Genomic DNA, 22,872 nt, shown 5'->3' on the forward strand with positions numbered 1-22,872 from the left:
CAAACGGAAGAGACATCGCTCCCGCCTCAGGCGTGGGGAGCGAGATCGCCGCGCGCCCACGCTTCCCGGGTGGCCAGGCGATACTCCTGGAACGACCCCGCCTCGATCGCGTCGCGCATGCCCTGCATGAGGCGTTGGTAATAGGCGAGATTGTTCCAGGTCAGCAGCATGGCGGCGAGCCCCTCGCCGGCCTTGACCAGATGATGCAGATAGGCGCGGCTGTAGTCGCGGGCCGCCGGGCAATCCGATGTCTCGTCGAGCGGGCGCGGATCTTCCGCATGACGGGCGTTCTTCAGGTTGATCTTGCCGAAGCGGGTGTAGGCCAGACCATGCCGCCCGGCGCGCGTCGGCAGCACGCAGTCGAACTGGTCGATGCCGCGCGCGACGCTTTCCAGAATGTCTTCCGGCGTGCCGACGCCCATCAGATACCGCGGCTTGTCGACCGGCATCGCCGGCGTGGTTTCCTCAAGCATCTTCAGCATGACGTCCTGCGGCTCGCCGACGGCCAGACCGCCGACCGAATAGCCCTCGAACGGCATCTCGCCGAGCGTTTGCGCGGAAATCACCCGCAGGTCCGGCACGTCGCCGCCCTGCACGATTCCATAAAGCGCCTGTCCACGCTCAGGGCCGCCCATGGCCTCGAACTGGTTGCGGGAGCGCTCCGCCCAGCGAAGCGACAGGCGCATCGCCCGCTCCACATCCTCGCGCGGCGCCGGCAGCGCGATGCATTCGTCGAGCTGCATCTGGATGTCGGACCCGAGCAGCTGCTGGATCTCCACCGAGCGTTCCGGCGTCATGACGTGGCGCGACCCGTCGACGTGGCTCTGGAAGGTCACGCCCTTTTCGTCGAGCTTGCGCAGCTGCGCCAGCGACATGACCTGAAACCCGCCGGAATCGGTGAGGATCGTATGCGGCCAGTTCATGAATGTGTGCAGTCCGCCCAGGCGCGCGATCCGCTCCGCGCCCGGCCGCAGCATCAGGTGGTAGGTGTTGCCGAGCACCACGTCGGCGCCGAGCTCGCGCACCTGCCCCGGATACATCGCCTTCACGGTTGCCTGCGTGCCGACCGGCATGAAGGCGGGCGTGCGCACCAGACCGTGCGGCGTCCTGATCTCTCCGCGACGGGCCATGCCGTCCTGCGCGATCAGGCGAAACGAGAAGCGGTCGGTCATGAAGCGTCCTTGGGAAAGAGCAGCGAGGCGTCGCCGTAGGAATAGAAGCGGTACTCCCGCGCGATCGCATGGGCATAGGCGGCGCGCATTTCCTCCAGCCCGCTGAAGGCACTGACGAGCATGAACAGCGTCGAGCGCGGCAGGTGGAAATTGGTCATCAGCGCATCGATCGCCCGGAAGCGGTAGCCGGGCGTGATAAAGATCGAGGTCTCGCCGGCAAAGGCGGCAAGCCCGTCCTCGCCCTGCGCGGCACTTTCCAGAATGCGCAAGGACGTGGTGCCGACCGCGACGACCTTGTTGCCCCGGGCGCGCACGGCGCGCAGCGCCTCGGCCGTCTCACGGGTGATCTCACCCCATTCGGCATGCATCTTGTGGTCGTCGGTGTCGTCGGCCTTCACCGGCAGGAAGGTTCCCGCCCCGACGTGGAGCGTCACCAGGTGGCGCTCGATGCCGCGCGCGTCGATGGCCGCCATCAGCTCGGGCGTGAAATGCAGCCCGGCCGTCGGCGCGGCGACCGCGCCTTCCTTTTGTGCATAGATCGTCTGGTAGTCGTCGCGGTCGGCGGCGTCCTCGCCGCGCTTTTGCGCGATATAGGGCGGCAGGGGTATATGGCCGACGGCTGCAATCGCCTGATCGAGATCGGGTCCGGCCAGATCGAAGGCGAGCAGCACCTCGCCGGTCTCGCGTTTCTCCGCGACCGTCGCATCGAGCGTGCCGAGAAGGCAGGTCTCGCCCGCAGCAGTCCCCTCCTCGGCCCGGAAGCGGACGCGGTCGCCGACGACAAGCTTCTTCGCCGGCCGCACGAAGGCCCACCAGCGGTCGTCTCCGGCCTTGAGATGCAGCGTCGCGCCGATGCGCGCCACTGCGTCTCCGCGCGTGCGGGTGCCCTCAAGCTGCGCCGGAATGACCTTGGTGTCGTTGAATACCAGCGCGTCGCCGGGCTCAAGCAGCGCCGGCAGGTCGCGCACGCCCCGGTCATCGAGCAGCGGCGCGCTACCTGGGCGCACGACGAGCATGCGCGCGGAATCGCGCGGGCGCGCCGGACGCAGGGCAATGCGCTCGTTTGGAAGCTCGAAATCGAAATCATCGACGCGCATGGGGGCTCTGGAGCTTGAAGGACGTGGCGTCAGAAATCCCAGGCGCGGTTCTGGAAAACGAGCCGATAGCCGTCGGGATCCTCGAAGGTCTTGCCCGCAACCTCCCAATAGGGATTGTGCGCGGGCACCGGCTCATACCCGTGCGCCGTCATCCGGTCAACCGCAAGGCGCCATTCGTCGGGGTCGGGGAGATAGAGCACAAGAAGGTTTTCCGGGCTTTCCGCCCGCGGCGCGACCTGGCCCGTCTCCAGGACAAACTCCAGATGCCAGGGCGCGCCGGGGAACCCGAGGATCGTGCCGGAAAAGCCGTCATGGTCCGAAAACGCGGCAAGGCGCCGGAAGCCGGCGCCTTGCATGTAAAAGCGCTCAAGCGGCGCAAGGTCGTTGGTGGGCCGTGCCACGCGAAGAACCGGGACCTTTGGCGACGATCCGCTCACGTTACGACCCCTTCCTGCTCACGCGTCGGCGGCAACCTTCAGCGACGTGATCTTGTCCGGATTGGAGACCGGCTCGCCGCGCTTGATCTTGTCGACATTCTCCATGCCGGAAATCACCTCGCCCCAGGCCGTGTACTGGCCATCGAGCCAGGGGGCGTCGGCGAAGCAGATGAAGAACTGGCTGTCGCCGGAGTTCGGATCCATCGCGCGCGCCATCGAGCAGGAGCCGCGGGTGTGCTTGTGGTTGTTGAACTCGGCCTTGAGCTTGGTGCCCGAGCCGCCGGTGCCGGTGCCCTGCGGGCAGCCGGTCTGGGCCATGAAACCGTCGATCACGCGGTGGAAGACGATCCCGTCGTAGAACCCTTCGCGCACCAGTTCCTTGATGCGGGCGACGTGGCCCGGCGCCAGGTCCGGCTTCATCTCGATGACGACGGGTCCCTGGGTGGTCTCCATCAGGAGGGTGTTCTCGGGATCCTTGTAGTCAGCCATGGGTATGCTCCTGTTCGTGTCTGTCGTGTTCGTGTCTTGAAAAAAACGGTGAGACGGAAAGGTCAGGTCGCGTCGGCGGCAACCTGCATCTTGATGATCTTGTCGGGGTCCTCGACCGGCTCGCCGCGCTTGATCTTGTCGACATGCTCCATGCCGTCGACGACCTCGCCGAACACGGTGTATTGCCCGTTCAGCCAGTCGCCATCAGCGAACATGATGAAAAACTGGGAATTCGCGCTGTCGGGCGCGCGCGACCGCGCCATGCCGAGCACGCCGCGCCGGAACGGCGCCTCGGAAAACTCCGCCTTGAGATCGGGGAGATCGGATCCGCCCATGCCGGTACCGGTCGGATCGCCGGTCTGCGCCATGAAGCCGTCGATCACGCGGTGAAACACGATGCCGTCGTAAAACCCGTCACGCGCCAGCGTCTTGATCCGCTCCACGTGATTGGGCGCAAGGTCGGGGCGCAGGCGGATCACCACCCGCCCGTCCTTGAGGTCGAGATAGAGCGTGTTTTCCGGATCGGCCGGCTGTGCGCCCGCGGACAGCGTCATTGCACCCATCATCATAAGGGCCGCGACGGCGGTAAGAATACGCGAAATCATGAGACCTCCTGAAGAGAACCAGGGTCTGTCAGCCAAGCCGGCGCGACAGGCATTGCACAACATGTGCCGGGACGAAATGGCTCACATCGCCCCCCATCTTGGCGATCTGGCGCACCAGAGTGGCGGTGATGTGGCGCACCTCCGGTGAGGCCGGCAGAAACACCGTCTGCACCTCCGGCGCGAGCGAGCGGTTCATTCCCGCCATCTGCATTTCGAAATCGAGGTCGGTGCCGTCGCGAAGGCCGCGCACCAGAACTGCGGCGCCGTTCTGCCGGGCGGCCTCGATCACCAGATTGTCGAAGGAGATCACCTCCAGCCGTGCGGCATCGTCTGCCCCGAAGGCCTCTTCGGCGACAGCCGCGATCATGTCGACACGCTCCTCAAACGGAAAGAGCGGTGCCTTGCCGGGGTGGATGCCGATGGCGACGATGACGCGATCGGCCAGATCCAATGCATGGCGCAAAATGTCGATATGGCCATTGGTGACCGGGTCGAAGGAGCCGGGATAGAGCGCGGTGCGAGTCATTTTCCCTGTCTAGCCGGGGCGCGCAGTCGACACAAGCGTTCCAGACATCGACTGTTGCTAAAAAGCAACTCTCGTAGAATTTATTTAACGCAAGGTCACTTTGTGCTAGACTGTTGCTCATAAACATAAGGAGGCGCAAAATGCGTGGCATTGCTTTCCTGAGCCTTGGCGGGCTTGCGACTGCGGCAGCAGCGGTGGCTGTTTTCGGCGTCGGCATCACGGTGTACTCCAGCTCCCCCATCGATGTGGCAACGGTCAAGAAGAGCGATCGCCTGCCGAGGACCGTGCAGGTTGCCTGCGGCAGCGAGACGATGGTCGACACGGCGACCGGCTGCGCCGATATCGCGCGCGCGCTCGCCCCGTCGGAAAGCGACAGCTTCCGCACAACGGCCATCACAGGCGGACAGACGACCGTTCTCGTCCGCACACGCGTTTCAGAGTGATCCGAATCTTCCTGACCTCGGACCTCTCGACAGTGTGACGGCGGCTCCCCCGAACCGCCGTCACACCTCTCCAGTCTCGCGGAAGACGGCCCCGCCTCGCGCCGGTCATCGTCTTATCCACACTTGGCTGCCCATGCGTTGCGCAACGCCGAGTCAATTCGCGTCGCGGCTTGCGGGCATAGGCCGACAGGTTCACGCACCGCGCACGCAGTGTTCACGGTTTTCTGACCTGTCATGCCCTTGTTACATGGGCGAAAGCAGACCATATGACCGTCATGATGACGAATTATGAAAAATATCACCCATATAGTCCGATCGCCCTTTGGGTGACCGGAGTTCTGGTATTCGGCGCGACGCTCGGAACCGGGGTGGCAACCATAGGGACCGTGGCCGACGCGGCTCCTCAACTCGACCGCCTTGCCTCCACCGAGGCGGACACCCCGACATACAAGGATTGCGACGGGGTCATTTTCCGTGATGCGGACCCCGAGTGTTTCGCCGTGCGCAGCTCCCCGCATCCGGAGCAGGCGCGGGTGCGACCCGACCGCCCCCTGCAGGATCCCGGAGAAGCCGCCGGATCGTGACGCGCGTCACGGTTTCCTTGCCACGTCCGGTGCAGTGTGGAGACACGGAAAACACAAAGCAGGGACGCAACGGCAATGACCTTCACAGGCAACGACCTCAAGACACCTTCAGACAAGACGTTTCGCGACATCGCTCTGGCAGCGGTTGCAGCAGTGGCGGTCTTCGGCGCCGTCCTCACCGTTGCACAGACGGTCAAGATGGCGGCGGCCAGCGATATTGCGCCGGCGGCCTCGTCCGCAAAGGCGGACCGAGTGACGTCGGCCCTGCCGGCGACCTGCAAGAGCGAGGCATGGGGCGACTGGTCGGCGGATTGCCTGGCGGCCATCAGCGGCACCGTCAATCCGCGCCAGGTCCGCTTCGAGACCTTCGAGGCCCGCGACGTCGAGGGCAAGACCTCCGTCCTCGCCCGGGTGCCGGCCCGCACCTGAGCCGCAGTCCCGCCCAACCGCAAAAGGCGACGCCCTGGATCCCAGGCGTCGCCTTTGCTGTTTCCGGCGCCGATCGGTGCGCCGATCCGGCCTGAAGGCCCAGGATTATTCGGGCTTGTCGTCGGGTCCGGGCGCGCCGTCACTGGCGGGTGACGGACCGTCTCCCTCGCCGGCACCGCCCGCAGTATCCGCACCGCCGTCATCGGGCGCACCGTCGGACGCGGCAGAGGTCTCTTCTCCGGCCTCGAGATCGCCGTCCTCGGCGTCCTCGTCGGAGATCCGCGACACGGAAACAACTTCCTCGCCCTCGGCCGTGCTGAACACGATCACGCCCTGTGTCGCGCGGCCGGCGATGCGGATGCCGTCGACCGGGCAACGGATCAACTGCCCGCCATTGGTCACCAGCATGATCTGATCGTTGTCTTCCACCGGGAAGGAGGCAACCAGCGGACCGTTGCGATCCGTCACCGCCATGGCGGTGATGCCCTTGCCGCCGCGCCCGGTCACCCGATACTCGAAGGACGACGAGCGCTTGCCGTAGCCGTTCTCCGACAGCGTCAGGATGATCTGCTCCGCCGCGCTCATCGCCGCATAGCGCTCCTGCGACAGTTCGCCTTCCGCGACCTCTTCCTCTTCTCCGGCAACCGACTGATCGGCCATGTCGTCCCCCTCGCCCCGCATCAGGCGACGGCGGCGCAGATAGGCCACCCGCTCCTCGGCCGTGCAATCGAAGTGATGCAGGATCGACATGGAGATCACATGATCGTCGTCCGCCAGATTGATGCCGCGCACACCGACCGAGTTGCGGCCCGCGAAGACGCGCACCCCGGTCACCGGGAAGCGGATGCACTGGCCGAGCGCGGTCGTCAGGTGAACGTCGTCATATTCGGTACAGGTGAAGACGCCGACGATGCCGTCGCCCTCCTCCAGCTTCATGGCGATCTTGCCGTTCTTGTTGATCTGCTGGAAATCGGAGAGCTTGTTGCGCCGCACCGTGCCGCGCCGGGTCGCGAACATCACGTCGAGGTTCGCCCAGCTCTCCTCATCCTCCGGCAGCGGCAGGATCGAGGTGATCTGTTCGCCCGGCTCCAGCGGCAGCATGTTGACCAGCGCCTTTCCGCGGGAGGTCGGACCGCCGACGGGCAAGCGCCAGACCTTCATCTTGTAGGCGATGCCGCGCGAAGAGAAGAACAGCACCGGCGTATGGGTGTTGGCGACGAAGAGACGCGTGACGAAATCCTCGTCCTTCGTTGCCATGCCCGAGCGGCCCTTGCCGCCGCGTCGCTGCGCCCGGTAGGTGTCGAGCGGCACGCGCTTGATGTAACCGGCGTGGCTGACGGTAACGACCATGTCCTCGCGGCGGATCAGGTCCTCGTCCTCGAGGTCCGCGCCGCCATCGACGATTTCCGTCCGGCGCGGGGTGGCGAATTCCTCGCGGATTTCCGTCAGTTCCTTGCGGATGATGTCGAGGATCCGGGCGCGGGAGCGCAGGATATCGAGGAAGTCCTGGATTTCCGCGCCGATCTTGTTCAACTCGTCGGCGATTTCATCGCGCCCGAGGGCGGTCAGGCGCTGCAGGCGCAGGTCGAGGATCGCACGGGCCTGCTCTTCCGACAGCCGATAGGTGCCGTCCTCCTGCACCATGTGGCGCGGGTCGTCGATGAGGCGGATCAGCGGCTCGACGTCGCGGGCCGGCCAGTGCCGTTCCATCAACTGGGCGCGGGCGGTCGCGGGATCCGGCGCGGTGCGGATGAGGTGAATGACCTCGTCGATGTTGGCGACGGCGATCGCCAGACCGACCAAAACATGGGCGCGGTCGCGCGCCTTTTTCAGCAGGAAGCGCGTGCGCCGGCCGATCACCTCCTCGCGGAAGGCGATAAAGGCGCTCAGCATGTCCTTCAGGCCAAGCTGCTCCGGCCGTCCGCCGTTGAGCGCCACCATGTTGCAGCCGAAGCTCGTCTGCAGCGCGGAGAAGCGGTAGAGATTGTTCAAGACCACTTCGGCAACGGCGTCGCGCTTCAGTTCGATCACGACGCGCATGCCGGTGCGGTCGGATTCGTCGCGAATGTCGGAAATCCCCTCGAGGCGCTTGTCGCGGACGCTTTCCGCGATGCGCTCGATCATCGTCGACTTGTTCACCTGATAGGGGATTTCGGTGACGATGATCGCGAAGCGGTCCTTGCGGATCTCCTCCACCTCGGCCTTGCCGCGCATGACCACCGAGCCGCGCGCCGTTTCATAGGCCGAGCGGATGCCGGACCGTCCGAGAATGATGCCGCCCGTCGGAAAGTCGGGACCGGGAACGATCTCCATCAGCTCCGCCGTGGTCATGGCCGGATTGTCCATCAGCGCGATGGAGGCGTCGATCACTTCGCCCAGATTGTGCGGCGGAATATTCGTCGCCATGCCGACGGCGATGCCGCCCGCGCCATTGACCAGAAGGTTCGGGAACTTCGCCGGCAGGACGACAGGCTCGCTCTCGGAGTTGTCGTAGTTGTCCTGGAAGTTGACCGTATCCTTGTCGATGTCGTCGAGGATGCGCTGGGTGACCTTTTCCAGACGACACTCGGTGTAACGCATCGCGGCGGCCGGATCGCCGTCGACGGAGCCGAAGTTGCCCTGGCCGTCGATCAGCGGCAGGCGCAGCGAGAACGGCTGCGCCATGCGCACGAGCGCGTCATAGATCGCGCTGTCGCCATGCGGGTGATATTTACCCATGACGTCACCGACCACACGGGCCGACTTGCGGTAGGGCTTGTTCCACTCGTAGCCGTTTTCGTGCATCGAATAGAGGATGCGCCGATGCACCGGCTTCAGCCCGTCGCGAACGTCCGGCAATGCGCGGCTGACGATCACGCTCATGGCATAATCGAGGTAGCTGCGCTTCATTTCGTCGGTGATGGAAATCGGCCGAATGTCGGACGGAAGTCCGCCCGACGGTGCGCTCGTGTCGCGGTCTGCCAAGGGGGTGTCTCACATCTGTTGAAATCGTGCGTTTCTTATAGCCGATTCCGGCGCTTCCGACAAATCCGGCACCCCAAAAGACCCGGCTAATAAGCCATATAAAACAATGCTTTGTATCGACCTTTCGGGAAACTGAAAATGGGTTGTGGGAACGGGGTCCCGACAGGTCGCGTTTTGGCTGCTATAAGCGCAATATCGGGAATCGGACGATCGGGGGGACGATGCTTGCGGACTATCTGGTAAACGCCTTCGCGACGCTCTTCGTGACCATCGATCCGGTGGGGCTCGCGCCGATGTTCCTGGCCGTCACGGCCGGCGCCACGCCTGCCGTTCGCAAGCGCGTCGCGATCCGTGCGGTGCTGATCGGCGGCGGCATCCTGTTCCTGTTCCTGGTGGCGGGAAAGAACCTGCTCGGCGCGCTCGGCATCTCCGTGCCCGCCTTCCAGATCGCCGGCGGCCTGCTGCTCCTGATGATCGCCGTGGAGATGGTGTTCGAGAAGCGCAACCGGCGAAAATCGGAAACCGCCGAGAAGGCCGTCGCCCATCACGACGATCTGCATGACGTGGCCGTATTTCCGCTGGCGATCCCGCTGATCGCCGGACCGGCCGCGATCAGCGCCGTGATCCTGCTGTCGTCGCAGGCGCCCGACACGATCTCCGTCCTGGGCCTCGCCTCGGTGATCGGGGTGATCGTTGCGACCTGCTACCTGTCGTTCCTGCTCGCCGACCGCATCGAGCGTCTTCTGGGCGACACGGCCGCCATGGTCATCACCCGCCTTCTCGGCGTGCTTCTCGCCGCCCTGTCCGTGCAGTTCATCGCCGACGGCGTCATCGCGCTGATTGCAGCCGCCAACGGGTGAGCCGGATCAGCCCAGCTCCAGCGTGGTGATGCCATAGGTGCGGGCAAGGTCGAGCTCCGGCGAGGGCCCGCGATACATGCGCACGGTCTCGAATTCCGGCGACAGCTCGTATTTCTCGGCGAGATCGAGCCCGGACTCGTTCGCGGCGGGAACGTCGAGGAAAACCATTTGCCCGCGCACCTCGCCGGCGAGCGCCTGGAACAGCGTGTCGGCGATCTCCGGCGTATCGGCGAGCAGCGGGCCGATCTTGAAGCCCTCCCGGCACCGGCGGATCACCCCGTAGCCGCGCAAGTTGCCGTCCTCGACGAAGACATAGCCGCGCCGCCCGGCGATCATCGGCGCGCACCAAGTGGTCAGGAACCGGTCGCGCGTGGTGGCGAAAAACGGCCGATCGTAGGCAAGCACGGAGGGCATCACCCCCTGCCCCAGGACGGCGACGCGGGGGTCCATCGGCGGCGTCGCCACCGAGAGCCCGCCATGGCGAAGCGTGTGATAGTCGCTTTCAAAGCCCGTCAGGCGATAGGTCTCTTCCTGCGCCAGAACCGCGTCGAGGCCGATGGTACGCCCCTTCAGGTGTTCGAGGGCGCGGTCCCACAGCGGTCGCGCCAGGCCCTGTCCGCGCCAGTCCGGATGGCAGATGTAGAAACCGATGAAGCCGAAATCCTCGCCGTAGCGGACCGCCGAAATGCAGGACACCGGCGTGCCGTCGCATTCTCCGACGAAGAAACCGCCCGGATCGCTGGCGCGGAAGGCGGCCGCATCCTCAAGGCCCGGGTTCCAGCCCTCCTCCGCGGCCCAGTCGAGGGCGCGCTCCATGTCGGCGGCTTCCATCGGGCGGATGACGAGGGTCGCTGACATGTCTGGCTCTCCGGTGCGCGGATACGGGTCGGGCGTCAGGAGCCCGCAGGCGCCAGCAGCCGGTAGGATACGGGATCGTCCGGGCAGGACGCCAGACCGCATTCAAGCCCGGTGCTGAGCGCATTGGCTGCGGCCAGCAACACGATGAGGCCGACGGCCAGCGTCCCGAACGCCGGCCAGGCCGCGCGGTCGCGCGGGTCGCGCCGGGCGGCGGGCGTAGAATCGCGCAGGATCAGCATGGCGGCGCAGGCGGCAATCGCCACGACGAAGACGACAAAGGCCCAGGTGTAGAAATGCAGCCCGAGGAACGGCGCGCCATAGCCCGCGTCGCCCGGCTGGATGTGCAGCAGCACCTGGCGCATGGCAAAGCCCGCGCCGACCAGCCCGGCGAGAATCGTCACGCCGTAATGCGCCGGATGCGGCCCGCGCGCGACGGTCAGCACCGGGCCGATGGCGAGCAGCAGGAAGCCGCCGCGCTGCAGCAGGCACAGGGGACACGGCAGTTCGCCGCCGAAGATCTGGTCCGCGAAGGCCACCAGCAGGACCGCGGAAATCGCGAAAAGCGCGGCGACGTTGAGAAGACCCTCGGTCTTGTGGGAAATCATCGAAAGATCTTTCAAAACGACAGCGGAAGCGCGTCGGAGGCGTGATGGAAATAGACGCCGATGGCGAAGACGAAGGACAGGCCGGCAAGACCGACGGTCATCCGCCGGGAGCCGAAGCCGGCGGAGGCCAGGGTCGCGGTCAAAAGCACAAACAACGCAGTCAGAAACATGGCCTGAGGGACCTGAAAACGAGAGGACGCGGAACGCGGGTCGAGCGGAAGCCGCACGCCGCCAGGACGCCGACACTGCCTGTGCTTACTCCCGTTTCGCGCCCGCGTCGAGACCGCCTCAGTCCAGATCGACCAAAACGGAGCGTCCTCCCAGTCCGTGCACGCTGTCGCGGGCCCGCACCTCCACCGATCCGGTGCCGGCCGGAATCTCGACACCCGACAACGACCGGGTGAAGGGCTGCTCGTCGACATGAGGATGCGCCAGCACGCGTTGCCCGAGCACCGTGCCGTCGGGCGCCACCACCTCCCACAGGTCGGCATAGTGGTCCCAGCCTTCCTCGGCATGGGCAACGGTGACGTCGAAGCGCCAGGTGCCGTCGCCGGCCTGCTGCGCAACGACCTCGACGACATCCGCCTTTCCGGCGAGCGCGGGGGGCGGCGCGGACCATGCGAGAGCGGCGATCCCCGCGCAAACGGCCCACAGGGTGCTGCGTTTCCTTGGCATGATCGGCCTCCCGGGTTGATTTTGACGGGTGTCTCGGCCTTGACTACCCCCTCATGGCACGGATGCGCGAGTCACAAGCGCGTCACCGCCCGCCGCCTGCGGGCGTGCCAGCCAGAACAGGGGACGCCACGCATGGCCGCCACAGGCTCCAAAAAAGTCATCTATGCCGCTCTCGCCGGCAACGGCCTGATCGCCATCACCAAGTTCTTCGCGGCCGCCTACACCGGCTCCTCGGCGATGCTGTCGGAGGGAATCCACTCGCTGGTCGACACCGGCAACCAGGGGCTCCTGCTCTACGGCCTCAAGAAGGCGGATCAGCCGGCCGACGAGAAGCACCCGTTCGGCTATGGCGTGGAGCTCTATTTCTGGGCCTTCGTGGTGGCGATCCTGATCTTCGCCGTCGGCTCCGGCATTTCGATCTACGAAGGCATCCAGAAGATCCTGCATCCGCATCCGATCACCTCGCCGATCGTCGCCTATGTGGTTTTGAGCCTGGCCATCGTCTTTGAATCGGTTGCCTGGTGGATTGCCTACAAGGAGTTCGACCGGGTGCGCGGCCAGCGCGGCCTTCTGCAGGCGGTGCGCGAGAGCAAGGACCCGGCCGTCTTCACCGTGCTGTTCGAGGACACCGCGGCGATGGCCGGCCTTGTCGTGGCGCTGCTGGGGCTGCTCGGCGTCCAGTTCCTCGGCCTGCCGTGGCTCGATGGCGCGGCCTCGGTCATGATCGGCGTGATCCTGGCGCTGACCGCCGCGTTTCTGGCTTATGAAACCAAGAGCCTGCTCGTCGGCGAGGGCGCCGACCCCGCCACGGTGGAGGTTATCCGCAACCTCGTCGAGGCGACGCCGACCGTCTCGCGCATGAACGAGATCCGCACCCTGCATCGCGGTCCGCAGGACGTGCTGCTGGCGCTGTCCATCGATTTCGAGAACAACCTCACCGTCGGCAGCGTGGAGGAATCGATCTACGCGCTCGAGGTGGCGATCAAGCGGCGCTTTCCCATCGTGCGACGGGTGTTCATCGAAGCGCAGGCCACCCGCCATCATATGGAAATGCTGGAAGCCGACCGCCGGCACGACGATCCGCCGGCGAGTTGACCCGAGGCCCCTTCAGCGCCCGAGGCGCTCCGCCAGATCGCGCCAGGGATCGAGCGACCAATGGCCGCGCGCGGCCCCTGACGGTGACGGCAGCACCTGGATCCGGGTCGTTTCAATCGTCGGGGTCTGGAGGCCATAGGCCAGAGCGCGGGTCGGGCAGCCGAAATACAGGGCCGCGGCCCGCTTGCTGGTGAAGGCCAGGGCGCGCGGCGCCACGGCCGCAATGCGCTCGGCGAGCCCGCGCGCGTCGCAGCCAGCGGGATCGAGCTCATGATCCTGGCCGATGTGCGCCTTGGCGATATCCGTCAGACCGATGCCGAAGTTGGGAAGTTCCGGGAATTCCTGCGGAGAAAACAGGCGCGGCGTCAGGCCGACTTCGGCCAGCGCCCACCAGAACCGGTTGCCGGGGCCGGCGTAATAGGCCCTCGCCTGCGCGGACCGGCGCCCGGCGCCGGTGCCGCAAAAGACAACGTCCAGACCCGGCTGCAGAACGTCGGGCAGGACGGGCGCGCGCGATGCATCTGTCTCGCGCGCCTCCATCGTCAGAACGGGATTTCGTCGTCCATGTCGCCCGGACCGCCGAAGCCGCCGCGCTGACCGCCGCCGGAAGACGATCCGCCACCGGGCTTGCCACCGCCGGACGGACCGCCCTGGTCGTAACCGCCGCCCTGATCGTAGCCGACGCCCTGGTCGTAGCCGCCGCCGCCCTGCTCGACGTAGCCGCCACCACCGCCGGAGCGACCGCCACCGCCAGCGCCGCCCTCACCGCGCCCGTCGAGCATGGTGAGCGATCCGTTGAAGCCCTGAAGCACGACTTCGGTGCTGTAGCGGTCCTGACCGGACTGGTCCTGCCACTTGCGGGTCTGGAGCTGGCCCTCGACATAGACCTTCGAGCCCTTGCGCAGATAGTTTTCCGCGACCTTGGCAAGTCCCTCGTTGAAGATCACGACGCGATGCCATTCCGTGCGCTCGCGGCGCTCTCCGGAGTTCTTGTCGCGCCAGTTCTCGGAGGTCGCCAGACGCAGGTTCACCACGGGACGCCCGTCCTGCATCCGCCGGACTTCCGGATCGGCACCCAGATTGCCGACCAGGATCACCTTGTTGACGCTTCCCGACATCCTCGTCTCCTCAAATCCGTGCTGTGTGCCTGTTGGCCCCGACCATAGGCGCTAGCGCCCGGCGGCGCCGGGCCAATCTGCGGCTTTTCCACAATCGCAAGGCCATCTGCTGCAAATGTTCCTTATTCGTTCCATATCCTGAACCGCTAAACAAGCGGGAAAATGTGGATTCCCTGGCAAGTCCGGTTAAAAGCTCCAATTGAATGCGAGGCGACATCACGCCACGTTCGCCTTGCCGGGCTTGCGTGCACAGGCATGTTCCTTTTATGTTCACGCAATCGGGTTCGCTCCCGCCCGCGTAAGACCATTCCAGTAAGACCGGCGTTCCACGTGCCCCGCGTCCGGGGGCGGGACGCGCCGCCGCAAAAAAGCTCGCGCGCGCCGCGACCATCCGCAATCGGCACTGCCACCAGGGACCCATTCATGTCCAAGAAGCGTTCGTCCGCCCCCTCCACCGCCACGCCGCCGCCTGCGGACCGGCGCCTGATCACCGTTCGGGGCGCGCGCGAGCACAATCTGAAGAACATCGATGTCGAACTGCCCCGCGACAAGCTGATCGTGATGACCGGCCTGTCCGGCTCGGGCAAGTCGTCGCTCGCCTTCGACACGATCTATGCGGAAGGCCAGCGCCGCTATGTCGAAAGCCTGTCGGCCTACGCGCGCCAGTTCCTGGAGATGATGCAGAAGCCGGACGTCGACCAGATCGACGGTCTGTCGCCGGCGATTTCCATCGAGCAGAAGACGACGTCGAAGAACCCGCGCTCCACCGTCGGCACCGTGACGGAGATCTACGACTACCTGCGCCTGTTGTTCGCGCGCATCGGCGTGCCCTACTCGCCGGCGACCGGCCTGCCGATCGAGAGCCAGACGGTGTCGCAGATGGTCGACCGGGTGCTGGCGCTGGAGGAAGGCACGCGGCTCTACCTGCTGGCGCCGATCGTGCGCGGACGAAAGGGCGAATACCGCAAGGAACTTGCGGAGCTGATGAAGAAGGGCTTCCAGCGGGTCAAGATCGACGGCGAATTTCACGAAATCCCGGACGCGCCAGCACTCGACAAGAAGCTGAAGCACGACATCGACGTCGTGGTCGACCGGATCGTAGTGCGCGACGACATTGGCGGCCGGCTAGCGGATTCGCTGGAAACCGCGCTCGGCCTCGCCGACGGCATTGCCATCGCGGAACTGGCCGACAAGCCGTTGCCGGCGCCGGCCGGCGACGCGGTGCTGCAGAACCGCAACGAGACGCATGAGCGCATCGTCTTCTCGCAGAAGTTCGCCTGCCCGGTCTCCGGGTTCACGATCTCCGAGATCGAACCGCGGCTGTTTTCCTTCAACAACCCCTTCGGCGCCTGCCCGACCTGCGACGGGCTTGGCACGACGCTGGCCTTCGAGCCGGAACTGGTCGTGCCCGATCACACCCTGAGCCTGCGTCAGGGCGCGGTGCTGCCCTGGGCGAAGACCGGGTCGACCTCGCCCTATTACACGCAGACGCTGGAGGCGATCACCCGGCACTTCAAGGCGTCGATGACCACCCCATGGTCGGATCTCGCCGGAGAGGTCAGGAACACGATCCTCTACGGCTCGGGGCGCGAAAAGATCGAGTTCACCTATGACGACGGCGTGCGCAGCTACCGCACGGCGAAGACCTTCGAGGGTGTCGTCGGCAACATCGAGCGGCGCTGGCGCGAGACCGATTCCGAATGGGTGCGCGAGGAGCTGTCGCGCTACCAGTCGGACCGCCCCTGCCCGGCCTGCAACGGCAACCGGCTGAAGCCCGAGGCGCTGGCGGTGCGCATTGCCGAGCGTCACATCGGCGACATCGCCAAACTGTCGATCCGCGAGGCAGGCGACTGGTTCGAGGCCTTGCCCGAGACGCTCACCGACAAGCAGTCGCAGATCGCCGTGCGCATCCTCAAGGAGATCCGCGAGCGGCTGAAGTTCCTCAATGATGTCGGGCTGGATTATCTATCCCTGTCGCGCAATTCCGGCACGCTGTCGGGCGGCGAAAGCCAGCGCATCCGGCTTGCCTCGCAGATCGGCTCCGGCCTCACCGGCGTGCTCTATGTTCTCGACGAGCCCTCCATCGGCCTGCATCAGCGCGACAACGCGCGCCTGCTCGACACGCTCAAGCACCTGCGCGATCTCGGCAACACGGTGATCGTCGTCGAGCACGACGAGGACGCGATCCTGACCGCCGACCATGTGGTCGACATCGGCCCGGGCGCCGGCATTCACGGTGGCGAGATAATCGCGCAAGGGGCGCCGGCCGACATTCTCGCCTCCGACGCCTCGCTCACCGGCCAGTATCTCTCCGGCAAGATGGACATCCCGATGCCGGCCGAGCGGCGGCCGATCTCCAAGACCCGCCGGATCCGCGTTTCGGGCGCGCGCGGCAACAACCTCAAGGACGTGACGGCGGATATTCCGCTTGGCACCTTCACCTGCATTACTGGCGTTTCCGGCGGCGGCAAGTCGACCTTCCTGATCGACACGCTCTACAAGGCCGCGGCCCGCCGGCTGAACGGCGCGCGCGACAATCCGGCGCCGCACGACCACATCGAGGGACTGGAGTTCCTCGACAAGGTGATCGACATCGACCAGTCGCCGATCGGGCGCACGCCGCGCTCCAACCCGGCGACCTACACCGGCGCCTTCACGCCGATCCGCGAGTGGTTCGCCGGCCTGCCGGAGGCTAAGACGCGCGGCTATGCGCCGGGGCGGTTCTCCTTCAACGTCAAGGGCGGGCGCTGCGAGGCCTGCCAGGGCGACGGCGTCATCAAGATCGAGATGCACTTCCTGCCGGACGTCTATGTGACCTGCGACGTCTGCAAGGGGAAACGCTACAACCGCGAGACTTTGGAAGTCGAGTTCAAGGGCAAGTCGATCGCCGACGTGCTGGACATGACGGTGGAGGAAGGCGCGCGGTTCTTCTCCGCCGTGCCGTCCGTGCGCGACAAGCTGGAGACGCTCGCCCGCGTCGGCCTCGGCTACATCAAGGTCGGCCAGCAGGCGACGACGCTGTCGGGCGGCGAGGCGCAGCGCGTCAAGCTTGCCAAGGAACTCGCCAAGCGCGCGACCGGACGCACGCTCTACATTCTCGACGAACCGACGACAGGGCTGCACTTCCACGATGTCGCCAAGCTTCTGGAGGTGCTGCACGAGCTGGCCGACCAGGGCAACACCGTGCTGGTGATCGAACACAATCTCGAGGTCATCAAGACGGCCGACTGGATCGTCGACCTCGGGCCGGAGGGCGGCGACGGCGGCGGCATGATCGTTGCCGAAGGTCCGCCGGAAACCATCGTCGAGACGCCGGAAAGCTACACCGGCCGGTTCCTGCGCGAAGTGCTCGAGCGTCGTCCGGTCCAGCGCCTGAGTGCCGCCGAATAAGGCAGCGGGTGCCACGGGCCGGAGTTCGGGGCACCCCGCGCGGCATAAGCCGAAAACCGCAGCCATTCCGCGCCGTTTCGCCGGGCGTTTGCGCGCATGTCTGTGCGCGCCGCGTCCGGGCGTGTCGCTCCGGGATGGTGCAATGCACAATCCGCACGCCTGCCATGCAAACAATGCACTTTTTTTCAGCGGCTGAAAAACCTACTTCATGGTCATCGAATTCGGGCGGCGCAAACGGTTCTACCGGGCGTCGCCTTACACCCATCGAGGCCAATATGTTCGACTCACTTGCGCGCAAGTACCGCACCTGGCGGACTTACCAGAACACCGTCTCCGAGCTGTCGCGCCTGTCCACGCGCGAGCTTGACGACCTCGGCATCGCCCGCGGCGACATTTCCTTCGTCGCCCGTCGCGCCAGCCGATAACAGCTCACGATCAAAGAGATAGACCTCCTCCCCTGTCTCTTTGTCGTGTTCGGGCGGGACCTCCTCCTCCCAATCCCGTCCGACCATTGCGTCGCCCGCCGGTCCTCCTCCCTCCGGCGGGCGATCGCATTTTTGCGGAGCATCCCGGCGGCCACCGCCGCGAGCGGCCAGATGCGCCGCGCTTCCGTTTTCCGGCTTGCAGGATCTGCATGACGGGCATGCGGAATGAGCGCATTCCGCTTCCGGGGACTCACCCCATATCCAAGCAAGAAGAGAGTGCTGCAGCGCAACATGCGCGGCGCATCTCACCCCAGACAGATCCAGACGATGGAGTTTCCAATGCTCGACAATCTCGTGCGCAAATATCATTCCTGGCAGAAGTACCGTCGCACCTATGACGAACTGTCCCGCCTGTCCAATCGCGAGCTGAACGACCTCGGCATCGGCCGCGGCGACATCGACTTCATTGCCCGCAGCAACATGCGCTAATCCGTCGCGGTCCTGAACGGGCCGCCGGATTCTTGCCTCAAAAAGCGCCGGCCGGTTTCCTCCGGGCGGCGCTTTTTGCATTCTGAATCAGCAGTTTGCTCATGAATGCACCGCAACATTCACGAAAGTGAATTGCTACCCGCTCTGCGGGGGGCAGCTATGCAGGAACCGCTCTGGAAATCCCGGCGCGAGTCACCCATATCACTGTTATCGGGTTCGGGCGCACCTCCTCCCAGCGCCTTGAGCCTGACTCGACCGGCGCTCCTCCTCCCAACGCCGGTCACAATCGAAAACGACGCCCACCGGTCCTCCTCCCTCCGGTGGGCGTTCGTTTTTCCGGACCCCGCTTCCGGGCCTTGCCCTCATCCCCAAGCTGCCCCATGACTCACGGACTGAAGCTGCCTTCGCGCGCTTTCCCATCGTGAGATCAATGAATTGTGAGATCAGGGAATCGGCATGTCGCTCGATACCGCCAGTCCAGGCCTTCCGGCCTTCTACGACGACCTCGACCTGACGCTTGAAGAGATCAGCCTCAGGCTCACCGACGGTGTGCGCAACCGGCGGTCCGCGTTTCACACCCCGGCGGTCGCGACGGTGACCCCGCAGAACACCCCGGACGTGCGCCGGATGGTCCTGAGGGGCGTGGACAAGTTGCCCCTGACGCTTCGCTTCCATACCGACAAACGCAGCGGCAAGGCGCATCAAATTCATCAAAATTCGAGCGGATTTTGCGAAATTTACGACTCAGATTGCAAAATTCAGCTCAGATTGAGCTGTCGGCTGACCCTTTTGCAGGACGGCGAAACGGTCGAGCGGGCCTGGTCCGCGACCCGTCCGATGAGCCGCGCCTGCTACCGGATCGAGACCGGGCCCGGCACAGAAATCCCCGCGCCCGGCACGGCCGTCTACGACACCGGACGCCCCGACGAGGGACGGGCGAATTTCGCCGTACTGATGGCCGAGGTCTTGCGGATGGAGTGGCTCTATCTCGCGGCCAGAGGCCATGCACGGGCGCGCTTCGAACGGGCCGGCGACGGCTGGACGGGATGCTGGCTCGCGCCGTGACGCCGTCTCACCGCGCCTTGCGGGTGCTTCCCAGCACGTCGAGATAGGCTTGCTGCATGTCGGAGATCCGGCCGGCGACCGCTGCATTCGCCTTGAAGCTGTTTTCCGCCTGCATCATGTCGACCATCGCGCCCGCCATGTCGGGGGCGAATCCGATCGGACGCGCGCCGCGCACCGGGTCCGCGCCGCCTGGCGCCGGGACGCCCGCGCCGGTCGTTCCCTGGGCCGTCTCGGTCAGCCGATTGCCGGCCTCTGCCCCGGCCGCGACGATGCGGCGCGCGGAGGTTTCGAAGCGATCCTGCGCGCCCTTGAGGCCCGCGATTGAGGTCATCAGTGCCGACATGGCGACCACTCTAGGCCAGAGTGTGTTAACGCTGCTTTTCCGTCGTCCGACGAACCTTACGAATCGCGAGAGCCTCCGCCCCGCCAGGGGCCCGAAAGCCGGATCCGACCGAAATGCTGCTGACCCTGTCCCTCACCGGCCCGTTCTTCGCCGTGGTCGCGCTCGGTTTCTTTGCGGCGCGCAAGGGCTGGATGCCGGACGGGGCGGTCCGCAGCCTGAATGTCTTCGTCTTCTATTTCGCCATGCCGGCCCTGATCATCCGCGCGCTCGGCCGACAGGACATCGCCGCCGCGCTCAATGGTCCGGCCGTTCTCGTCTGGGCGCTCGCCGGCCTGTGTGCCTTCGGCCTTGCCATGGCGATCATGCGTCTCGCCTTCGCCGCGCCGCTGCCTGAAATGGCGCTTGCCGGACAGGCCGCATCGGTTGGAAACATCGGCTTTCTTGCCCTTCCGCTGATGCTGGCCGCCTTTGGCGATGCCGCGGCGCCGCCGATTGCGGTTGCCCTGACGATCGATCTCGTCGTGCTGATCCCGCTCTCCATCGGCCTGCTCGAATGGTCCGCCGGCAAGAGCGGCGGCACGGCGAAGATGCTCACCAGTGTGGCGCGCGGGGTGGTGGCCAATCCGTTCATGCTGGCGATTGCCGCCGGCGGCGCACTGTCGCTCTCCGGACTGACGCTGCCCGAACCGATCGACCGGTTCTTCGTCTTTCTCGGCAGTGCTGCGGGTGCCACCGCGCTGTTTTCCCTTGGCGTCTCGCTTGCCGCGCGCCGGGTCGGTGGTGACGGACGCGCCATCGCGCTTCTGGTCGCGCTGAAGCTTGTCGCCCATCCGCTGCTCGTTTTCGCCCTGGCCCGGGTCTTCGGTCTCGATCCCTTGCAGACCGGGTTGCTGATGGTCATCGCGGCCATGCCGATTGCCGGAAACGTCTTCGTCATCGCGGAGCGCTACGGCGTGCTGGTCCAGCGGCTTTCGACCGCGATCCTCGTCTCCACCGCGCTCGGGGTGATCACCGTGTCGTTTGCGGTGATGGCGGCAAAGGGCTGACAAAGCCGGCAAACCGCCCCATATCCGGTAGACCACCCCGGTTGTCCGCAACCGCGTCCCCCGTCTTTCAAGGAACATCATGCGCGATCCCGAAAACCCGCTGCTCGCCTGCTGGAGCGGCCCTTACGGCCTTCCGCCCTTTTCCCGCATCGAGACGCATCACTACCCGCCCGCCTTCGAAACAGCCCTGAAGGAGGCCCGGAGCGAGGTCGAGGCCATCGCCAATGCCCCGGAGACGCCCACCTTCGACAACACCATCGCGGCGCTGGAACGCGCCGGCGAACGGCTGACGCGGGTTGCCTCGACCTTCTTCAATGTCGCGAGCGCGAACACCTCCCCAGAGCTTCAGGCGATCGAGCGCGACCTGGCGCCGAAGCTTGCCCGCCATTCCAGCGAGACGCTGCTCAACCAGACGTTGTTTGCACGCATCACGCAGCTTTGGGCCGACCGCGACACGCTTGGCCTCGACCCGGAGCAGGCACGGGTGCTGGAGCGCTACCACTCGATGTTCCAGCGCGCCGGCGCCGGGCTGAACGATGCGGATCGCGCGCGCATGAGCGAGATCACCCAGGAGCTCGCCGTGCTGGGCACGCAGTTCTCGCAGAATATTCTGGCCGATGAAGCCGCCTACCGGCTCGTGCTGGATGGCGAGGCGGACCTTGCCGGCCTGCCGCCATTCCTGCGCGCGGCGGCCGCGGAAGCCGCCGAGGAACGCGGCCTTGCGGGAAAGCACGTCATCACCCTGTCGCGCTCGCTGATCGAGCCGTTCCTGCAGTTTTCCACCCGCCGCGACCTGCGCGAGGCCGCCTTCACCGCCTGGCGCGCACGCGGAGAAAACGGCGGCGACACGGACAACCGGGAGATCATCGCCCGCACCCTGAAACTGCGGCGCGAGCGCGCCAGATTGCTCGGCTTTGAGGATTTCGCCGCCTACAAGCTCGACGACAGCATGGCCAAGACACCCGATGCCGTGCGCGAGTTGCTGGAAAGCGTCTGGAGCCCGGCTGCGGACAAGGCGCGCGGTGAAGCCAGGGCCCTGCAGGATCTGGCCGAACAGGATGGCGACAATATCGAGATCGCCCCCTGGGACTGGCGTTTCTACGCGGAGCGCGTGCGCCAGCGCGACCACGCCATCGACGAGGCGGAGCTGAAGCCCTACCTCCAGCTCGAGGCGATGATCGAGGCCGCCTTCGACACCGCGACGCGCCTGTTCGGACTGACCTTCGAGGAGCAGCACGGGCTCGATCTCTATCACCCGGACGTGCGCGCCTTTGCGGTGCGCGACCGAAACGGCAGGGACATCGGCCTGTTCCTCGCCGACTATTTCGCCCGCGCCTCGAAGCGTTCGGGCGCCTGGATGAGCGCCTTCCGCCAGCAGCAGAAGCTTGCCGGCGACATCACCCCGATCATCGTGAACGTGATGAATTTCGCCAAGGCGCCCAAGGGCGAAAAGACCCTTTTGACCTTCGACGACGCGCATACGCTGTTTCACGAGTTCGGCCATGCGCTGCACGGCCTGCTGTCGAATGTCACCTATCCGATCGTGTCCGGAACCTCGGTGTCCCGCGACTACGTGGAACTGCCGTCGCAGCTTTACGAACACTGGCTCGACCAGCCGGAAACACTGCAGCGCTTCGCGGTGCATGTGGAGACGGGCAAGCCGATGCCGGACGATCTGCTTGAGCGCGTCCTTGCCGCGCGCACCTTCAATTCCGGCTTCGACACGGTCGAGTATCTCGCCTCGGCACTGTTCGATCTCGACGCCCATACGGCGCCTGAGGACATGACGGATGTGACGGCGCTGGAGGCCGCGACGCTGACGCGGATGGACATGCCGAAGCAGATCGCCATGCGGCACAGGCCCACGCATTTCGCCCATGTGTTCTCCGGTGAGAACTACGCTTCGGGCTACTACAGCTACATGTGGTCGGAAGTGATGGATGCGGATGCCTTCACCGCCTTCACAGAAGCGGGCGACATCTTCGATCCGGCAACTGCGGCACGGCTTTACGAGCACATCTATTCCAGCGGCGGACGCCAGGACCCGAAGGACGCGTATATCGCCTTTCGCGGCGCGCTGCCGGACGCAAGCGCCCTGCTGAAAAAGCGCGGTTTTGCCTGACAAGCCTGATCGTCGGCGGCGCGCGGGTCGCACGC

General features: G+C 65.7%; 25 protein-coding genes. 11 read left to right on the forward strand and 14 right to left on the reverse strand.

Features of this window, described 5'->3' with window-relative positions; genetic code table 11:
- Window positions 1–26 precede the first annotated feature (26 nt).
- The 6 genes from tgt to coaD all read right to left on the reverse strand — a co-directional run bounded on the left by tgt (window position 27) and on the right by coaD (window position 4,326).
- Window positions 27–1,172, reverse strand: a complete 1,146-nt coding sequence (gene tgt / locus LC092_RS00210) for a tRNA guanosine(34) transglycosylase Tgt (protein ID WP_224803869.1) — start codon at window positions 1,170–1,172, stop codon at window positions 27–29.
- Window positions 1,169–2,269 (reverse strand): tRNA preQ1(34) S-adenosylmethionine ribosyltransferase-isomerase QueA, encoded by a 1,101-nt coding sequence (gene queA / locus LC092_RS00215; protein ID WP_224803871.1) that lies wholly within the window; start codon window positions 2,267–2,269, stop codon window positions 1,169–1,171. The genes tgt and queA overlap by 4 nt, the downstream gene beginning before the upstream one ends.
- A gap of 29 nt (window positions 2,270–2,298) precedes the next feature.
- The gene (locus LC092_RS00220) at window positions 2,299–2,670 is read right to left on the reverse strand and encodes a VOC family protein (protein ID WP_224803873.1); all 372 of its coding nucleotides are present in this window, start codon (window positions 2,668–2,670) and stop codon (window positions 2,299–2,301) included.
- Window positions 2,671–2,724: 54 nt separating this feature from the next.
- Complete coding sequence (locus LC092_RS00225) at window positions 2,725–3,195, reverse strand: peptidylprolyl isomerase (protein WP_224803875.1); 471 nt, start codon at window positions 3,193–3,195, stop codon at window positions 2,725–2,727.
- A 62-nt stretch (window positions 3,196–3,257) separates the two neighbouring features.
- Window positions 3,258–3,764: a peptidylprolyl isomerase gene (locus LC092_RS00230; RefSeq protein ID WP_224804884.1), complete on the reverse strand. Its 507-nt coding sequence runs from the start codon at window positions 3,762–3,764 to the stop codon at window positions 3,258–3,260.
- Between the two features lie 64 nt (window positions 3,765–3,828).
- Window positions 3,829–4,326, reverse strand: a complete 498-nt coding sequence (coaD, locus tag LC092_RS00235; protein WP_224803877.1) for a pantetheine-phosphate adenylyltransferase — start codon at window positions 4,324–4,326, stop codon at window positions 3,829–3,831.
- Between the two features lie 140 nt (window positions 4,327–4,466).
- Between coaD and LC092_RS00240 the strand changes: the two genes are divergently transcribed.
- The 3 genes from LC092_RS00240 to LC092_RS00250 all read left to right on the forward strand — a co-directional run bounded on the left by LC092_RS00240 (window position 4,467) and on the right by LC092_RS00250 (window position 5,782).
- The gene (locus tag LC092_RS00240) at window positions 4,467–4,769 is read left to right on the forward strand and encodes a hypothetical protein (protein WP_224803879.1); all 303 of its coding nucleotides are present in this window, start codon (window positions 4,467–4,469) and stop codon (window positions 4,767–4,769) included.
- Window positions 4,770–5,035: 266 nt separating this feature from the next.
- Window positions 5,036–5,353, forward strand: a complete 318-nt coding sequence (locus tag LC092_RS00245) for a hypothetical protein (RefSeq protein ID WP_224803881.1) — start codon at window positions 5,036–5,038, stop codon at window positions 5,351–5,353.
- Between the two features lie 75 nt (window positions 5,354–5,428).
- The gene (locus LC092_RS00250) at window positions 5,429–5,782 is read left to right on the forward strand and encodes a hypothetical protein (protein ID WP_224803883.1); all 354 of its coding nucleotides are present in this window, start codon (window positions 5,429–5,431) and stop codon (window positions 5,780–5,782) included.
- Between the two features lie 105 nt (window positions 5,783–5,887).
- Here LC092_RS00250 and gyrA read toward each other — a convergent pair whose 3' ends face one another.
- Entirely contained in the window at window positions 5,888–8,671 is a 2,784-nt protein-coding gene (gyrA, locus tag LC092_RS00255; RefSeq protein ID WP_412103511.1) for a DNA gyrase subunit A, read from the reverse strand.
- Between the two features lie 296 nt (window positions 8,672–8,967).
- Here gyrA and LC092_RS00260 point away from each other — a divergent pair, with 296 nt between their 5' ends.
- The gene (locus LC092_RS00260; protein WP_224803887.1) at window positions 8,968–9,606 is read left to right on the forward strand and encodes a MarC family protein; all 639 of its coding nucleotides are present in this window, start codon (window positions 8,968–8,970) and stop codon (window positions 9,604–9,606) included.
- Window positions 9,607–9,612: 6 nt separating this feature from the next.
- Here LC092_RS00260 and LC092_RS00265 read toward each other — a convergent pair whose 3' ends face one another.
- The 4 genes from LC092_RS00265 to LC092_RS00280 form a co-directional block, all read right to left on the reverse strand.
- On the reverse strand, window positions 9,613–10,464 hold the full coding sequence (locus tag LC092_RS00265; RefSeq protein ID WP_224803889.1) for a GNAT family N-acetyltransferase: 852 nt from the start codon (window positions 10,462–10,464) through the stop codon (window positions 9,613–9,615).
- Between the two features lie 35 nt (window positions 10,465–10,499).
- Window positions 10,500–11,069, reverse strand: coding sequence for a disulfide bond formation protein B (locus LC092_RS00270; protein ID WP_224803891.1), 570 nt, complete (start codon window positions 11,067–11,069; stop codon window positions 10,500–10,502).
- Window positions 11,070–11,080: 11 nt separating this feature from the next.
- Complete coding sequence (locus LC092_RS00275) at window positions 11,081–11,239, reverse strand: DUF5993 family protein (RefSeq protein WP_224803893.1); 159 nt, start codon at window positions 11,237–11,239, stop codon at window positions 11,081–11,083.
- 118 nt (window positions 11,240–11,357) lie between these two features.
- Window positions 11,358–11,744 carry a hypothetical protein gene (locus LC092_RS00280; protein WP_224803895.1) on the reverse strand — a complete coding sequence of 129 codons (387 nt, stop codon included), beginning with the start codon at window positions 11,742–11,744 and terminating at the stop codon, window positions 11,358–11,360.
- 132 nt (window positions 11,745–11,876) lie between these two features.
- On the opposite strand from LC092_RS00280, the gene LC092_RS00285 reads away from it, so the two are divergent.
- Window positions 11,877–12,839, forward strand: a complete 963-nt coding sequence (locus LC092_RS00285) for a cation diffusion facilitator family transporter (protein WP_224803897.1) — start codon at window positions 11,877–11,879, stop codon at window positions 12,837–12,839.
- A 12-nt stretch (window positions 12,840–12,851) separates the two neighbouring features.
- Here the strand turns inward: LC092_RS00285 and LC092_RS00290 are convergent, their stop codons facing one another.
- Window positions 12,852–13,379, reverse strand: coding sequence for a mismatch-specific DNA-glycosylase (locus LC092_RS00290; RefSeq protein WP_224803899.1), 528 nt, complete (start codon window positions 13,377–13,379; stop codon window positions 12,852–12,854).
- 2 nt (window positions 13,380–13,381) lie between these two features.
- Window positions 13,382–13,957: a single-stranded DNA-binding protein gene (gene ssb, locus LC092_RS00295; RefSeq protein WP_224803901.1), complete on the reverse strand. Its 576-nt coding sequence runs from the start codon at window positions 13,955–13,957 to the stop codon at window positions 13,382–13,384.
- Between the two features lie 423 nt (window positions 13,958–14,380).
- Between ssb and uvrA the strand changes: the two genes are divergently transcribed.
- From uvrA to LC092_RS00315, 4 genes are all read left to right on the forward strand, one after another.
- Entirely contained in the window at window positions 14,381–17,347 is a 2,967-nt protein-coding gene (uvrA, locus tag LC092_RS00300) for an excinuclease ABC subunit UvrA (protein ID WP_224803903.1), read from the forward strand.
- A 275-nt stretch (window positions 17,348–17,622) separates the two neighbouring features.
- Window positions 17,623–17,772 (forward strand): DUF1127 domain-containing protein, encoded by a 150-nt coding sequence (locus tag LC092_RS00305; protein ID WP_224803905.1) that lies wholly within the window; start codon window positions 17,623–17,625, stop codon window positions 17,770–17,772.
- Between the two features lie 339 nt (window positions 17,773–18,111).
- A complete protein-coding gene (locus tag LC092_RS00310; RefSeq protein WP_224803907.1) occupies window positions 18,112–18,261 on the forward strand; it encodes a DUF1127 domain-containing protein in 150 nt (49 codons plus the stop codon).
- A 456-nt stretch (window positions 18,262–18,717) separates the two neighbouring features.
- On the forward strand, window positions 18,718–19,326 hold the full coding sequence (locus LC092_RS00315) for a pyridoxamine 5'-phosphate oxidase family protein (RefSeq protein ID WP_224803909.1): 609 nt from the start codon (window positions 18,718–18,720) through the stop codon (window positions 19,324–19,326).
- Between the two features lie 7 nt (window positions 19,327–19,333).
- On the opposite strand, the gene LC092_RS00320 is transcribed toward LC092_RS00315, so the two are convergent.
- Entirely contained in the window at window positions 19,334–19,669 is a 336-nt protein-coding gene (locus tag LC092_RS00320) for a hypothetical protein (protein WP_224803911.1), read from the reverse strand.
- A 113-nt stretch (window positions 19,670–19,782) separates the two neighbouring features.
- Here LC092_RS00320 and LC092_RS00325 point away from each other — a divergent pair, with 113 nt between their 5' ends.
- Both LC092_RS00325 and LC092_RS00330 read left to right on the forward strand, forming a co-directional pair.
- A complete protein-coding gene (locus tag LC092_RS00325) occupies window positions 19,783–20,715 on the forward strand; it encodes an AEC family transporter (protein WP_224803913.1) in 933 nt (310 codons plus the stop codon).
- A 79-nt stretch (window positions 20,716–20,794) separates the two neighbouring features.
- Window positions 20,795–22,837 (forward strand): M3 family metallopeptidase, encoded by a 2,043-nt coding sequence (locus LC092_RS00330; RefSeq protein ID WP_224803915.1) that lies wholly within the window; start codon window positions 20,795–20,797, stop codon window positions 22,835–22,837.
- Window positions 22,838–22,872 lie beyond the last annotated feature (35 nt).

It is taken from the genome of Stappia stellulata (assembly GCF_020176715.1).
Classification (GTDB): domain Bacteria; phylum Pseudomonadota; class Alphaproteobacteria; order Rhizobiales; family Stappiaceae; genus Stappia.